Genomic DNA, 15,083 nt, shown 5'->3' on the forward strand with positions numbered 1-15,083 from the left:
TTGTGCTGAAATGTCTTGCTTACTCAGCTAACACTAGAGTATGAGGAAGTATTGCATATCTCAACAGATATGGAGAGTAAACCACTATGAAACATTTACTATTACTTGCTGCACTCACATCACCAGCACTAGCAGCACCCACAATAGAACATTTTGGGGATTGGACGGTTGAAACTGACACTTCAAATAATATAGTAATCGCTTTTTCCTTCCCGATAGATTCATCTGCTCGGTTATTTGAATTTTCTTGTGATAATTCACACCTTAATTGCAGAATGGCTGATATCAACGCCGGAAAGTGTTACACCAGCGGTAATTTTTATTCCTATTTTAGATTGCACTCAGTAGCGGATCGTCCACAGGATTTAGATTTTAAATCCACTTTTGTATTGAATTGCGTAAATCATCGGTGGGTCGATTATCAACAATTTGATTTAAAATATCTGCAACAAATGTTTCATTACACTTGGTTTCCAATTTTAAGTATTAAGTATGGAACTGCAGGCCAAGTTACCAATTACAGCACCAATGGCGCAGCCGCAGCAGCAGATAAAGTTATGGGAACATTCAATAACTTTAGTGAGTAGTAACATTTAGCTCTGTTGAGGCGGCATTCAAAGAGCCATGAGAGGGGGTTGCTGATAACCCCTACCTTGGTTGGGTGTGGGCTAACAGCACATGACTTTGTAAACTTCGCAAAAGTTTTGGGGATAGTCTGCCCCAACAGACAAAAATTAACTTCTCAAGCCAATGCCTCTAGAAACCAGATAATACGCCAAGCACCATAACCCTACACAGAAGCCTACAATGATGGCGAGTGACAAAGGAACACTCATATCAGCCACGCCTAAAAACCCATAACGGAAGACGTTGATCATATACACGATTGGATTCATGGCTGATACGCCTTTCCAAAAATCTGGAAGCAAAGAAAGTGAATAAAATACGCCACCAAGATACGTTAGTGGTGTTAATACAAATGTGGGTACGATACTGATATCGTCAAAGTTCTTAGCAAATACCGCATTAACTAGTCCACCAAGTGCAAATAACACGGAAGTCAGCACCACCGAAAGAACAACCAATAGTGGATTATGCAATTCAATATCTACAAAGCACATCGCCACACAAGTAACAATAGCGCCAACAATCAAACCTCGGCATACGCCACCGCCCACAAATCCTGCGATCATGACAAAATAAGGCACAGGTGCCACCATAACTTCTTCAAGATTTCGCTGGAATTTCTGGCTGTAGAACGAACTTGCCACGTTAGAGTATGAGTTTGTGATCACCGACATCATGATAAGCCCGGGTGCAATAAACTCCATGTAACTCACCCCTGACATTTGACCTACTCGACTACCAATCAAATTACCGAAGATCAGAAAATATAAGGTCATGGTAATAGCTGGCGGAACTAAGGTTTGGATCCAAATCCGAGTAAAACGATTGATCTCTTTGCCTAAAATGCTTTTAAAGGCCGTAAAATATAAATCTCTCATTATTTTTCGTCCTTAGCCTGTTCGAGCAGACCTACAAATAATTCTTCAAGTCGATTGGCTTTGTTACGCATTGAAATTACCGATATACCTTGCTCAGAAAGTAAAGCAAACAAATCATTGAGTCCATGGGCTTTTTCTACATCCACCTCTAGAGTATGTTTATCAATCAGTCGACAGGGAATTGAACCAAGAGCTGGCAATTTATGACAATCTTCTTTTAAGTCAAATACAAAGGTTTCAACATTCAACTTGCCGAGCAACTTCTTCATGCTGGTACATTCCACCAACACACCTTTGTCGATGATGCCTATGTTACGGCACAGCATTTCGGCTTCTTCAAGGTAGTGAGTCGTCAAAATAATGGTGACGCCTTGTGCGTTAATGGTTTTCAAAAACTCCCACATCGAGCGACGAAGTTCGATGTCTACCCCTGCTGTAGGCTCATCCAAAATCAACAGCTTGGGCTCATGCATTAAGGCTCTGGCGATCATTAGGCGGCGTTTCATTCCACCCGATAAATGCCTTGAGGCCGTATTCCGTTTGTCCCATAAATCGAGTTGCTTCAAATGCTTTTCAGCTCTCACAATGGCTTCAGCTTTTGATACACCATAGTAACCAGCTTGGTTGATCAAAATTTGGTTCAATGGTTCAAACTGATTGAAATTAAACTCTTGAGGAACTAAGCCTATGGATAGCTTGGCCTGTACGACTTGAGTATCTAAGTCATAGCCAAAAACATTGACTGAGCCAGACGTTTTTTGCACCAAAGAGCTAATAATGCCAATGGTGGTGGATTTTCCTGCACCATTAGGGCCGAGCAGAGCAAAGAAGTCTCCTTGCTCTACAGTAAGATCAATGCCTTTAACGGCTTCAACACCGCCTTTATAGGTCTTTTTTAGTTGTTTCAATTCTAGGGCAAACGGGGGGGTCACCGATTTTCACTCCTAATATATAGATAAAATAAAAACCTGATTTACAAGTAATACTGAATAGTTTTGAAGTATTTGTCATACCTGCGAAGGCAGGTATCCAGCTCCTTGTTTTACTTGAAACTAAAGACACTAGGCTCCTGCCTTCGCAGGAGCGACGATAGAAATAATTATCAAACTGACAAGACTGACTTTATCAAGGCACTATTTAATATTATTTATTCCTGCGGTATCACTTTCGCGATATAGGATAAATTGCGGTACTGCTCGGCATAATCAATACCATAGCCCACAATAAATTCGTCTGGAATGGTTTTACCGATAAAGTCGACATGGACATTCACTTCACGACGCTCCGGTTTATCCAGCAAAGTACAGATGGCTAAACTTTTAGGTGAGCGAAGCATCAGCATTTCTTTGACTTTATTTAGGGTATTACCTGAGTCAATCAGATCTTCAACAATCAGTACATCACGTCCTGCAATATCTGAGTCTATATCTTTGAGTATGCGAACATCACGGCTGCTGGTCATTTTATTGCCATAACTTGAAACCGCCATAAAATCGATTTCAACATGACCACGAATGCGGCGACATAGATCAGCCATAAATACCGCTGAACCTTTTAGCAGCCCAACCATAAGTAAGCGCTTATGCTCTTTGTAGTGTTCGTTAATTTCATCTGCAAGCCGATCAAGCATAGTCTCAATTTCAGCAGTTGAAATCATTTCTTCAATGGTGTGTTTCATAGACCTTCCAAACTGTAGAATACGACTGATTTTTATCAGTTCTTTGACTCATAACCCCAACGCTGAGTTAATTGATGTTCAACGCCTAAATGGTCCAATATGCGAGCCACCACGAAGTTTACCAGATCTGACATCGAAGTGGGATCATGATAAAAACCGGGAGACGCTGGCATAATAGTGGCACCAAGGCGACTAAGATTTAACATGTGCTCTAAATGGATTGAATTTAAAGGCATTTCTCTTGGTACTAGAATTAACTTCCCTTTTTCTTTTAACACCACATCGGCCGCACGCTCAAGTAAGTTATTACTCATGCCTGTAGCGATAGCCGCTAAACTGCCTGTTGAACAAGGGCAAACCACCATTTGCTTTGGCGCCGCACTGCCCGAGGCTGGCGGAGAAAACCACTCTTCTTTGCCAAGTACTACGAGTTCACCCGACATTTTGGCTTCATCCAAATTCAACGCTGCTAACAGTTGTTCTTTGGCTTTTTGAGGATTAGCACTTATCTTGATACCGCTTTCAGTATCTAACACCACTCGTGCAGCACTGGATATCATCAAAAACACACGTTTGTCAGCTTGTAATAAACACTCTAAAAGCTTAATGCCATACGGTGCGCCTGAAGCCCCCGTCCACGCTAGACTTATCGATGTTTTGTTGGTTTGAGATATCAAGCTTTACTTCCTCGCTTTTGTAATGCTTCAATTAATTGCCCGTGTAAGCCTTCAAAGCCGCCATTACTCATGATCACAATATGTTCATCTGCTTCGGCTTGATGACAAATAACTTGCACGAGTTCATCAACCTTATCTTTAATAATAATCTCTGAATCAATATCTTGACGAATATCGTCCAACGACCAACCGACATTGCCCGATTGATACAAGTAGACCTTATCAGCCAATGCCAACGATTGCCCCAGCGTGGATTTATGTACGCCTGACTTCATGGTGTTAGAACGAGGCTCTAATACTACGGTGACTTTTTGCTTACCGACTTTAGCGCGCATGGCTTGTAAAGTTGTTGCGATTGCGGTTGGATGATGAGCAAAATCATCGTAAATTGAAACACCCCTAACATTATCAAGCAGCTCTAAACGGCGTTTAGGCGGTTCAAATCGAGTTAATGACTCAATAGCCGCAATAGGGGCAGCCCCAACATGACGAGCCGCTGCAATGGCATTAATGGCATTTTCGATATTATGTTGACCTATCAGCGCCCAATCTAGTGTGCCTTGCAGTTCATCGTCAAAATACACTTCAAATTGATGACCATCATCCGCCAGTGATTTTGTATACCAACCTTTTGCACTCGGTTGTTGATGGAAACACTCCTGTTCACTCCAAATGCCTTTTTCAATCACTTGTTGCACAGCCTCAATATCAGCCGGCCATATGACTTTACCGGTTGAAGGTACTGTTCGGATCACATGGTGAAATTGTTTTTGGATATCGCCAAGAGAATCGAAAATATCGGCATGATCGAACTCAAGGTTATTGATCACAAGCGTTCTTGGTTGGTAATGAACAAACTTTGAGCGTTTATCAAAAAAAGCACTGTCATATTCATCGGCTTCAACCACGAAAAAGACTGAATCCCCCAACCTAGCCGAAACACCAAAATTTTGCGGAACACCACCAATTAAAAAGCCCGGCTGATAGCCGTTATCTTCAAGGATCCATGCCAGCATACTCGCAGTCGAGGTTTTACCGTGAGTACCCGCAATCGCTAACACCCAACGCTCAGGTAAAATATGATCAGATAAAAATTGTGGTCCCGATGTATAAGGCAAACCTTTATCCAGCACAGCTTCGACACATGGGTTACCACGCGACATGGCATTGCCAATCACAATCAAATCGGGTGTTTCACCTTGATCATTTTCCAGCTGAGCAGGATCAAAGCCTTGAATAAGCTCAATACCTTGCTCTTCAAGCTGTGTGCTCATTGGAGGGTAGACGTTAGCATCACTACCTGTGACTTTATGGCCTTTGGCTCTTGCCAATAGGGCTAAGCCGCCCATAAAGGTACCGCAAATCCCTAGGATATGTACGTGCATATCGGTTGCTCAATTTAATCGGAATAATGCCTTATTCTAATCAAGTTCTGCTAAGAATCACATAAATAAGAAGAAAAGCCAGAAACACTACTCGAACCAGCTTGAGTGCTGTTGCTATTGACTAAAACCACAAAAAAGCATCTGGACGTCTAGATTGACATTATAATTTGACGACTTTACACTGACTAGAAAATAGTCATTAATAGTAATACCTAAAAATACAGAGAGTCATTGTGAATCAATCTGATAATACAATCATCACTGCAAAGCCAAGCTTTGTTCCGCTCATTCCATTATTGGTATTTATCGCCCTTTTTGTGGGTGCAGGGCTTTATTTTCAAAACCAAGGCATCGGCTTTGCCTTTTATCAATTACCCAGCGTTGTCGCCATTTTACCCGCCATCATTCTGGCTCTATTGCTTTCTAAGCAAAAACTCAATCAAGCGATAGAGACCTTTATTCAAGGCATTGGCCATAACAATATCATCACCATGTGTTTGATTTACTTGTTGGCTGGTGCTTTTGCTTCTGTTGCCAAGGCAACTGGTGGTGTGGATGCCACGGTTGGGCTTGGTCTGTCTTTTATTCCACCTGAATTCTTACTGCCGGGCTTCTTTATCATCACAGCATTTATTGCCACAGCGATGGGAACCTCAATGGGCACCATTGCTGCAGTGGCACCGATTGCTTTTGGTGTGGTTGGCCAAACCGATATTTCTCCGCTTTTGATGGCTGGTGCAGTGATGTCTGGTGCTCTCTTTGGCGATAATCTTTCGATTATCTCTGATACCACCATTGCCGCAACTCGAACTCAGGGTTGTGAGATGAAAGATAAGTTCCGTGAGAATTTAATTTTCGCCATTCCCGCTGCATTAATCACGCTGATCTTTTTCATGTTTGCTGGAAGTGGTTCAGTTGAAATAAAGCAACAAGAATATGAGTTAGTTAAAGTGATTCCTTACTTAACCATTTTAGTGTTAGCTGTATCTGGACTAAATGTATTTGTAGTGCTGACCATAGGCATTGTGCTGGCAGGAATCACAGGCTTTGCCACAAGTGATTATCACACGCTTCAATTTACCAAGGACATTTATAGTGGCTTTAGCAGTATGCAAGAAATCTTTTTGCTATCGCTATTGGTCGGTGGTTTAGCGTCTTTGATGCAGCAACAAGGCGGACTTCAATTTATCTGCCAAAAGGTCGAGTCTCTGTTAAACACCCTATCGCGAAATGCCAAAGAAAAATCCCCAAAGTTAGTTGAAGCTTGTATTGCGTTTATGGTGGCTTTGACTAACACCTGCATTGCCAATAATACCGTTTCAATTGTGGTAACGGGAGATATTGCTAAAGAATTAGCTCATAAACATGGCATCAGTCCAAAGCGGAGTGCAAGCTTACTGGACATTTTCTCTTGTGTGGTTCAAGGGATGCTACCTTTTGGTGCTCAAGCCTTATTAATTGCCTCTATTTTTAAAATCACCCCGATTGAGGCTGGCTTACAAGCGACTTACTGTATGGTATTAGCGTTTGTTTCTTTAGTCATTATTGCAATAAGAAAGTAGTAATTCATCTGAAACTATCAACATTAACGGTGAGTATTTTCAATAATGGAGTGTCTAACAACCACCTTTAACCATTTTATTGCAGTAAAATGTCTTTCAGTATCTCAAACTTAGCGGGGTCTTTTTCAGACCCCTATGCACCGAGTCCAGTTGATGATTCTAGTTCTTTTATGCCTGAGGGCTTTAACGCTGAAGCAGCTGAACCAGTTTTGGCCGTGGATTGGTTAGTAGCCGCTGCAAACCAATCATCTTCTCCATCATTAATTCCCTTCGATACCGCTACCACAGGGGTAAATCATGAGGGGTTGCATTTTGACAGTAAAACCCGTTTTCGTGACTTATGCCATCAACTTATGAATCGTGATGATATTTCAGCGCAAGCCTACTATTTATGCACTAAGGATGAATTCTTAAAAGGCTTTATAAGGCAGTCAATTAGATCGAGTGCTATGCCAAAATATGGTGAGTTTGTCTGTGACCGCCTGTCAGAATGTTTTTTAAATTTTATACAACGTTTTGAAGCTAACTCACCCTTGATGTTTGGCACTTGCCTATTTTTAAATAAGTTTATTCATGAGGTGGGGATTAAAGTGGCGATAGCTAATATTCAACAATTACACAGCCATAAATCTGCTCTCATCGCGAGCCAACTTGCTCGTTTGGCCTTACCGACCAACTACTACCATGAGAAAAAATACGTTCTATTAGGTTATGCGCTCCCTCTAACCAAGTGCGAGTTGTCCCAACTTTCAAAGGCTGTGACTGCACATTAGAGGGAGAAAACATAAGCCCATGGCAACATTACAGACTCCACCAACCCGAGAAAGCCAGCGCTCACAGAGTTTTACCTCTCATAGAGAAAAAACAAATTCTCAACTAAATTACGTTAACTTAACGCCTAATAGCTCTGAGCTTTCTCTTTTACAATCACACCAAGACAAGCCATTCAAAGTTGAAGTAAAAGCTTCTACTTCTCAAGCTAATTGGCACGCTTCCCCTAAAGGTGAAATCACGGTTAAAAAAAAGACAGGGCCTTATATGGTCACTAGTTGTTTGGATTATACAGATACCACATCCTTTGAAGACCTCGCTCTCCAATTACAATATAATGTTTGTATTCCAAATAACGCCGTATACGCTTGTAGTGAATCAGAGTTACGCTTAGTTCTTGAACACTTCACTTCAGCTGAGCATCAACCATATAAGGGGGTATTTCGCTACTTTTAAGCAAAGCCTGGACCCATCAGAGCCAAGCTATTGGTTAGCAGAAACTAATTGCACATCCACCGCCACTCTACATATAGGCCATGGCACCACTCTTTTTCTTATCGTATTTATTAAAGACTACGGAAGAGAAGCCTTGGTTAATGCACTAAAAGCGAATGGTAACCCAAAATGTTCATTGCTGATTGAACTATTAGGCAGAACACTTAATTGGGAAACAGGCTTGCTCGCATCATCCATTCCGTCATCACCAAGTATTTCACCTTTCTATGCACTCACAAAATCCGATGTATTGCGCCTTTGGGAATACGTTCAACAAAATAACATTCAACGAAAGCCATCCCCCATAAAAGGTTTAAAAAAGCCCTTATTTCTATGTGCCCAAACCATACCTAATGAACTGTTTTCACAATTATCACTGATTGGCGAAAAGCTGGTATTTTATTGCAACGAGACGGAATGCAGCAACTTTTTTGCAAATACTGATCCTACTTATATAGGGCAGTGGATTGATCCTTTAACACGCGCTATAGGTGAGAATACTGCGAAGAAAGATTCTTTAACCCAAATGCTTTATGGAAAAGCAAGGGGAACAACCGTTCTGCTGTCTATCTTTATCAAATGTTATGGAATGGAGTTAACCATAGAGGCACTTTCTAACTTAGAGTCAAACCATTGATTTAGAGGTCAAGAAACACTAGAGCAAATAAAAAAAATGCCTCTATGTGAAAATGGTCATTTAACGAAAACGGTTGAACTGGGATTAGAACTTAACTGTTCAGATATTAAAGAAATGTATTCAAATCTAAGTAAGGCAAGAGACGAAACTTACGAACAAATATAAGAATAAAATGCGGCTATCCAAGCCGCATTTTTATGTAAAGTAAAAAGAATTACTTAACGATATCCATTTCTTCAAGTAGGTTATCAGCACCATCTAGGTACTTCATCACCCATAGCATATAACGGCTATCTACTTGAATTGAACGGTTAGTTTGAGGGTCATAACCCCAATCACCAATGATACTTTCATACACACCGTCAAACAGAAGCCCCACAAGTTCTGCTTTACCATTTAAGGTTGGAGAACCTGAATTACCGCCTGTGGTATCAAGCGTTGATAGGAAGTTCACTGGTACTGAGCCTATTTCTGGCATGTAATATTCACCGTACTTCTGTTGTTTAATCAACTCTAACTGCTTTTTAGGCGCATCAAACGGTTCTTTACCCGTATCTTTATGCTCGATACCTTCTAAAGTGGTAAATGGAACGGCGTATAATCCATCTTGTGGATAGTACCCCTGAACATGCCCCACTGTCACACGTAAGCTAGAGTTAGCATCTGCATATACAGGCTTACCTTGGCTACGGTTATAAGCAATGATGGCTTCCATATAAAGTGGACGCGCCTTCATGAAGTCACCAGCACGTTGTTTGCTTTCTTGCTCACGCTTCATATTGGTGTCATACATAGCCACAGCATATTGAATGAAAGGATCATCTGACGCTTTAAAGTCAGCAACTGACTTTTTCATCCAACCAAGACGAGTTTTACTGTTCGCTAATGTAGTATCGGCATACATGCTATCTAAACGCTGCTTCAACTTAGCTTTATTCAACCCGTTCTCTAAACCAAAGAATTGGTCAAATGCGTCAAGGCGCTCAGATTTAGGTAACTTAGCGTAACGCTGAAGTAGGTCAAATACGATGGCTTTTTCTACTTTTGGCGCATAGCTACGATCAATGCGTTGTAGACCTTGAGTAAATCGAGTCATATCACGATTTTGATAGCCTGATTCACGTTGCATATCTGGTAATTGCTTTTCGTGAGCTAAACGGTACAAGCGAGTTGCTGTACTTAGCATTCTGCTGTATCCCAAATAGCCCAAAATCAAGTTACGCTCTTTATGCTGTTGAGCTTGCGTCACTAAACGATCTAAATTGGTTAACGCTGCACCATACTTTGCTTGACGAGCAGAATCTTGTGCAATCCAAGCTGTTAGTTTTGCTTCACGAGCTTTGCGATCAGCCAGCAATGGCGATTTAGCGTAAAACTCGATCATAGAACCATAGTTTTTCGCATAGTTAGCTAAACCAGCCAGCGTGCTTTCATACTTGATGCGATCATCAGAACCTTCTGGCGCTGCTTTTTTGATGATATTGATAATATCTTCACGTAACGCTTTGCTATGTGGGTAAGTCCACTCAAACTGGTTTTCGACTTCTACAGAAGTGCGATAGCGATTAGTTCGCCCCGGATAACCCGCCACCATGACAAAGTCACCTTCCTTTACCCCTTTAGCGGATACTTTTAAGAAGCTCTTTGGCTCATAAGGTACGTTGTCTTTGCTGTAATCAGCTGGCTTACCATTTTTTCCAACATAAGCACGGTAGAATGAGAAGTCACCAGTATGGCGAGGCCACATCCAATTATCAATGTCACCACCATATTTACCGATACTACCTGCTGGGTTATACACTAAACGTACATCACGGATCTGCATCTGTTTGATTAGGTAATATTCTAAGCCACCGTGAAAGCTATATACGCTACAGCGATAGCCATCTTCTTTTTCACATTCAGCAACCAATTCTTTTCTATGGTTTTCGATGCCTTTATAGAATGCATCACCAGTAACGCCGTCAAGACCCGCTTTAACTTGATCGGTAACATTGGTCACTTTTTCAGTTACATAAATGCGAGAGCCCGGTGATGCAGGTAATTCTTCACTATATTTTTTTGCTAAAAAACCATCTTTAAGACGATTATTTTCAGCCGTAGAGTTATAAGCGATTGAGCCATAAGCACAGTGATGGTTCGTCACCACAAGTCCTTTAGGTGATACAAATGATGCTGAACAACCACCAAGGCTGACTACGGCATTCATTGGGAATTCAGTGAGTTTAGAAATTGATTTAGCATCAATCTCTAAACCCTTTGCTTTTAATTCAGCCGCCATAGAAGGAAGCTGGTAGGGTTGCCACATGCCTTCGTCTGCATGCGCACCAAAGCTAGCAGCAACAGCTGCAGCAATTAACCACTTTTTCATTGGAAAATCCTATTGTTTTTTAGCGCAATCAGCGACTCTAGCATAAAAAGCTTATGAAAAAGTGACTTGGTAATACTTTTATACAATTAATAATGAAATCAGAGGATTGTGTAGTACACAAGAAAAAGCCGCATTGAGTTAATGGCCAAATGCGACTTATTAAACAAGATAGAGTTAATTTGTTAAGAGACTAACTGAGCAATGATAATACCCAAACCGAGCAGAGCTAACGCTCCTAAACCTAAATTCCCCCCAGAAACCTGATAGCCTTCTAACGTCTGTTTACGACCAACAAATGCCATAGCGATTGGCAAGAAGATGATCATAATGACTAACGGGATCGCAGCATAGCCCAGCACTTTTACAAAGCCATCAGGGTAGAATAAAGCACATAACAATGGCGGAATAAAAGTCAGTATCCAAGTTTGCAAACGGCCTGCGACGCTATCTTTCGCTCTTGTTAACTCTTTTAAGAAGTCAAACAAACTCATTGTCACGCCTAAGAATGAAGTCAAAAGCGCAAGATCGGCAAAGACACTGATGCACTTATCAATCAAAGGAAAGTTCGATACGCCTTGAAGGGCTTTTACTAACATAGGAAGTGAGCCATTGAAACTTGAAATAGTTTCGCCACCTACCGTACCAATAGTAACAAGTAGCCATAAAATGTAGCAGAATAGCGGAATGGTTGAACCTACAAGCAGGACTTTTTTAAGGCTCTTCACATCACCCTCTAAATATCCAACTAGAGTAGCAATACACACATGAAAGCCAAACGAGGTAAATACGACTGGCACTGCAGCCATTAAAGCACCGCTAAATCCACCTTGCTGGATGCCCTCTTTAACCGTGTCAGCAACAATGGTTGAAAAGCTGACTTCAGGTAGTAAAAAGAAAACCACGACTACCAGCAATAACACCATAATCGGAAACAGTAAACGGGAGGCTTTATCGACCCAACTGACACCAATCGCAATCAAACCACCAAAGACTAACGTGAAAGTACTGATTGCCACTTCATGATTCATCGGCTCACCAGTTAATAGCTCAAACTTGGCACCTAATAACGACGAGCCCCCAAGCAAATACACCATCGTTAGGGCGTACAATAAGCTTAAAAATGAAGCCCCTTGAATAAACTGACCAAATTTACCTAATGTTTTTCCAGTGATGGCGTGTACGTTGTCACCAACACCAGAACGTAAATTAATTTCTAACATCAACAATGCGGTATACGCAGAAACGAGCCATAATACGACTAACAATGCCAACGCAGATACCGAACCTAAACCTGCAGTTGCAAGAGGTAATGCAAGCATGCCACCACCAATTGCCGTACCTGAAACAATGGCTATGGAGCCAAGAAGTTTTGAATTCACAATTTTACCTTTTTATTATTTTTCGAATATCATAGCCCGATCAAAATGACAAACAAATTAGTACCACTTCACTTAAAAATTTAGTGTCTCACAAAAATGGGTATATCAAGGGCGTATAAAAAAAGCTTGTGTTTTCACAAGCTTTTAAGAAGCTAACAGAAGTAAAATAAGGGAGCAAGACCCAAACTGTGAACTTGCATAAAATATTAAAAAAATTGCCTGAAATATCAAATAAAAAATCAAAAACTTATTGTATCTGAATTTGAGAATCTTCCATCGTGACAGGGTTTGAATTATCAACCGTTTCTACATTAGTCACATTTGGGTTCGCTATCGTAAAAACAGTTTCCAGACGACCAACGGTACTAAATGGTGATGCATACACCAAGTTACAGCTGTGTTTTGGTGTCACTCCACCTGTGTTATCAGCTTGACCCGCTCTAAGCCCTGCAAATTTATGATTGATATTGTAAGCTAGCTGAAACGCCCATTGTTTAGCTTTACCTTGTCTTGAACTGTTAATAGTTAGCGCCAACTGATTGGGTAGTAATCGATTTGATTTGTCATAAACCTTTACAGTGACTTTGTCTCCAACTTTCAGATCTCGACTTGGCACAATGCGACCTATAATAGAACGTCCATCTCCATCAGCAGAAATGATCGGTTCTTGTTGATTACACTGACTTGATTGAGTTTCACTGAGGGTAATTAGATCATCACCAGCTTTAGCAATATCAGAGGAACTTAAGCTTTCATTTACTGTTGAAAATGATGTTTTATGAATCGCAGGTACAAGCGTATGCTCTGCAACAGCTTGCACTCGAGAGCCGAACCAAAATAGCCCCCACAGCATAACACTAAAGGAGTAAATCCCCATACTCTTTAGAAAAAAGCTACTGCGCTGCATAGCTGTTTCTCCATATACATTAACTTAATGAACATAGTATATAGAGCACCTAAAGAATTATCCCTCAGGTGAACACCTGATGTATTTCTATCTTGAGTGAATTATACCAATTTGCGTTCAAATGTGATCTACTCAGAGTGATGCCAGTGGTTCAAGTACAAACAAAATTTGTGCAGTCATAGCCACTCTATGGCAAAGAAATTTTGACAGTAATTGGGCCACTGCCACACTCCCGAAGGGCTGTGCTAAAGGCTTCCATAGCTTCGTTGCAAGTTTTTATATTATTATTCCCTGCGGCCGCCATACAAAGATGGCGTTCAACGCACTTCGTGCTTTTGTCTCGGTAGCATTTCAATCGTAGAAACGACAGTTGTGTATGTCGGTAAACTGGCGCCTTGCTCTGAAAACCTGTAGCTACAGCTGAGCGATCACTATTGAATGCAAATTGGTATTAGTGTTTATTTTCGTTTCACAACTGCGGCCGTCATTCTCGATACACATACCAGTTCTCCACCGCTATTGGTGATATTGACTTCCCAAACCGAACTGCGCTTACCGATATGAACCGGCTTAGCCACAGCCGTTAGTAACCCTTTTCTTGACGCTCTGATATGGTTGGCATTGATCTCTTGGCCAACACAATAATACTCCGTAAAATCCACGACAAAGTTAGCGGCATAACTGGCAACCGTTTCGGCGAGTGCGACATTGGCTCCACCATGAACAATCCCGATAGGGTTATGGATTGATGGCTCAGCAAGCATGGTTGCAACAAGGTAATCATCACCAATTTCAGTGATTTTTATCCCTAACGTTTCCATTAAGGTTCCCTTTTGATGTAACCCTTTATCAAGTCTTTCACAATCCTCTAGGGTAACTGGGGCAAACCATATGCTCATTATTGTTCTTCCTTTGTTTTGATTTGCTTCGATATTACCACAAAAAAGGGATAGCAAATTCCATCCCCTTATATCACTTAATTTTATTTAGAATATCAACATCACAACAAATTCACCTCTATTTAGCTAAATCAAATAACAGTCAATATTTCATTCAATGGTTTCTTATTGATGGCATGTTCTGGAACTGTCGCATCTTCAGCAGGATAACCTACGACCAATAACATATAAGGTCGCTCATTATCTGGATTACGTTGGCAAATTTCAGTAAGAAAGCTCATTGGCTTAGGTGTGTGAGTCAGAGTGCCTAAGCCAGCATGGTGAAGCGCTTGGATCAAAAAGCCAGTCGCGATTCCAACAGATTCGTGAACATAGTAATTGGTTTTATCACCTTCCTCAGTATTCATGCGTTTTTGGCTAAAAATAGCAATTAACCAAGGCGCGGTATCAAGGTAGGATTTATTGGCATTGGTTCCCAGTGGTTTTAAAGCATCCAGCCACTCTTCTCCACCGCGCCCACCGTAAAACGCTTGCTCAATCGCTTCGGCTTGCTGGCGAATTTGTGACTTCACTTCTGGATCTTGGATCGCCACAAAATGCCAAGGCTGATGATTGGCACCATTTGGCGCTGTACCTGCTGCCAAAATCGCTTGCTCAATGATGGATTTATCTACTGGACGATCTGAGAACTTTCGAATGGAATGACGGCGTTTGATTTCAGAGTAATTATCTTGAGCGCGCTTGAGCATCTCATCCGTTGGATATTCAATAAAATCAGAAAGTGGAAAATGTTGCTCACTCATAATTGAGTTCTCCT

15 protein-coding genes are annotated in these 15,083 nt (G+C 41.2%); 5 read left to right on the plus strand and 10 right to left on the minus strand.

Annotation, left to right across the window (positions count from 1 at the left end):
• The first annotated feature begins 86 nt into the window (after positions 1-86).
• Positions 87-587, plus strand: a complete 501-nt coding sequence (locus tag D5018_RS02310; RefSeq protein WP_121837370.1) for a hypothetical protein — start codon at positions 87-89, stop codon at positions 585-587.
• A gap of 147 nt (positions 588-734) precedes the next feature.
• Here the strand turns inward: D5018_RS02310 and D5018_RS02315 are convergent, their stop codons facing one another.
• The 5 genes from D5018_RS02315 to mpl form a co-directional block, all read right to left on the minus strand.
• Positions 735-1,505, minus strand: a complete 771-nt coding sequence (locus tag D5018_RS02315) for an ABC transporter permease (protein WP_121837371.1) — start codon at positions 1,503-1,505, stop codon at positions 735-737.
• Positions 1,505-2,437 (minus strand): ABC transporter ATP-binding protein, encoded by a 933-nt coding sequence (locus tag D5018_RS02320; protein WP_121837372.1) that lies wholly within the window; start codon positions 2,435-2,437, stop codon positions 1,505-1,507. The genes D5018_RS02315 and D5018_RS02320 overlap by 1 nt, the downstream gene beginning before the upstream one ends.
• 215 nt (positions 2,438-2,652) lie before the next feature.
• Entirely contained in the window at positions 2,653-3,183 is a 531-nt protein-coding gene (hpt, locus tag D5018_RS02325) for a hypoxanthine phosphoribosyltransferase (RefSeq protein ID WP_121837373.1), read from the minus strand.
• A 35-nt stretch (positions 3,184-3,218) separates the two neighbouring features.
• Positions 3,219-3,857, minus strand: a complete 639-nt coding sequence (locus D5018_RS02330; protein ID WP_121837423.1) for a flavin prenyltransferase UbiX — start codon at positions 3,855-3,857, stop codon at positions 3,219-3,221.
• Positions 3,857-5,245: a UDP-N-acetylmuramate:L-alanyl-gamma-D-glutamyl-meso-diaminopimelate ligase gene (gene mpl, locus D5018_RS02335; RefSeq protein WP_121837374.1), complete on the minus strand. Its 1,389-nt coding sequence runs from the start codon at positions 5,243-5,245 to the stop codon at positions 3,857-3,859. Before mpl ends, D5018_RS02330 begins: the two co-directional genes overlap by 1 nt.
• A gap of 233 nt (positions 5,246-5,478) precedes the next feature.
• On the opposite strand from mpl, the gene D5018_RS02340 reads away from it, so the two are divergent.
• The 4 genes from D5018_RS02340 (at position 5,479) to D5018_RS02355 (ending at position 8,710) form a co-directional block, all read left to right on the plus strand.
• Complete coding sequence (locus D5018_RS02340; protein ID WP_121837375.1) at positions 5,479-6,807, plus strand: Na+/H+ antiporter NhaC family protein; 1,329 nt, start codon at positions 5,479-5,481, stop codon at positions 6,805-6,807.
• Positions 6,808-6,896: 89 nt separating this feature from the next.
• A complete protein-coding gene (locus D5018_RS02345) occupies positions 6,897-7,580 on the plus strand; it encodes a hypothetical protein (protein ID WP_121837376.1) in 684 nt (227 codons plus the stop codon).
• Between the two features lie 19 nt (positions 7,581-7,599).
• Positions 7,600-8,034 carry a hypothetical protein gene (locus D5018_RS02350; protein ID WP_121837377.1) on the plus strand — a complete coding sequence of 145 codons (435 nt, stop codon included), beginning with the start codon at positions 7,600-7,602 and terminating at the stop codon, positions 8,032-8,034.
• A 133-nt stretch (positions 8,035-8,167) separates the two neighbouring features.
• The gene (locus tag D5018_RS02355; RefSeq protein ID WP_121837378.1) at positions 8,168-8,710 is read left to right on the plus strand and encodes a hypothetical protein; all 543 of its coding nucleotides are present in this window, start codon (positions 8,168-8,170) and stop codon (positions 8,708-8,710) included.
• A gap of 214 nt (positions 8,711-8,924) precedes the next feature.
• Here D5018_RS02355 and D5018_RS02360 read toward each other — a convergent pair whose 3' ends face one another.
• The 5 genes from D5018_RS02360 to D5018_RS02380 form a co-directional block, all read right to left on the minus strand.
• Positions 8,925-11,081, minus strand: a complete 2,157-nt coding sequence (locus tag D5018_RS02360; RefSeq protein ID WP_121837379.1) for a S46 family peptidase — start codon at positions 11,079-11,081, stop codon at positions 8,925-8,927.
• Positions 11,082-11,263: 182 nt separating this feature from the next.
• A complete protein-coding gene (locus tag D5018_RS02365) occupies positions 11,264-12,460 on the minus strand; it encodes an aromatic amino acid transport family protein (RefSeq protein WP_121837380.1) in 1,197 nt (398 codons plus the stop codon).
• A gap of 247 nt (positions 12,461-12,707) precedes the next feature.
• The gene (locus D5018_RS02370) at positions 12,708-13,367 is read right to left on the minus strand and encodes a hypothetical protein (RefSeq protein ID WP_121837381.1); all 660 of its coding nucleotides are present in this window, start codon (positions 13,365-13,367) and stop codon (positions 12,708-12,710) included.
• A 458-nt stretch (positions 13,368-13,825) separates the two neighbouring features.
• Positions 13,826-14,266, minus strand: a complete 441-nt coding sequence (locus D5018_RS02375; protein ID WP_121837382.1) for a PaaI family thioesterase — start codon at positions 14,264-14,266, stop codon at positions 13,826-13,828.
• Between the two features lie 131 nt (positions 14,267-14,397).
• Complete coding sequence (locus tag D5018_RS02380; protein ID WP_121837383.1) at positions 14,398-15,069, minus strand: nitroreductase family protein; 672 nt, start codon at positions 15,067-15,069, stop codon at positions 14,398-14,400.
• Positions 15,070-15,083 lie beyond the last annotated feature (14 nt).

Origin of the sequence: Parashewanella curva, assembly GCF_003675895.1 — a bacterium.
GTDB lineage: Bacteria > Pseudomonadota > Gammaproteobacteria > Enterobacterales > Shewanellaceae > Parashewanella > Parashewanella curva.

Coding starts and splice junctions, on each gene's coding strand:
- D5018_RS02350 (WP_121837377.1), top strand. CDS start 7,600: ATGGCAACATTACAGACTCCACCAACCCGAGAAAGCCAGCGCTCACAG.
- D5018_RS02315 (WP_121837371.1), bottom strand. CDS start 1,505: ATGAGAGATTTATATTTTACGGCCTTTAAAAGCATTTTAGGCAAAGAG.
- D5018_RS02375 (WP_121837382.1), bottom strand. CDS start 14,266: ATGAGCATATGGTTTGCCCCAGTTACCCTAGAGGATTGTGAAAGACTT.
- D5018_RS02380 (WP_121837383.1), bottom strand. CDS start 15,069: ATGAGTGAGCAACATTTTCCACTTTCTGATTTTATTGAATATCCAACG.
- mpl (WP_121837374.1), bottom strand. CDS start 5,245: ATGCACGTACATATCCTAGGGATTTGCGGTACCTTTATGGGCGGCTTA.
- D5018_RS02345 (WP_121837376.1), top strand. CDS start 6,897: ATGTCTTTCAGTATCTCAAACTTAGCGGGGTCTTTTTCAGACCCCTAT.
- D5018_RS02360 (WP_121837379.1), bottom strand. CDS start 11,081: ATGAAAAAGTGGTTAATTGCTGCAGCTGTTGCTGCTAGCTTTGGTGCG.
- D5018_RS02310 (WP_121837370.1), top strand. CDS start 87: ATGAAACATTTACTATTACTTGCTGCACTCACATCACCAGCACTAGCA.
- hpt (WP_121837373.1), bottom strand. CDS start 3,183: ATGAAACACACCATTGAAGAAATGATTTCAACTGCTGAAATTGAGACT.
- D5018_RS02370 (WP_121837381.1), bottom strand. CDS start 13,367: ATGCAGCGCAGTAGCTTTTTTCTAAAGAGTATGGGGATTTACTCCTTT.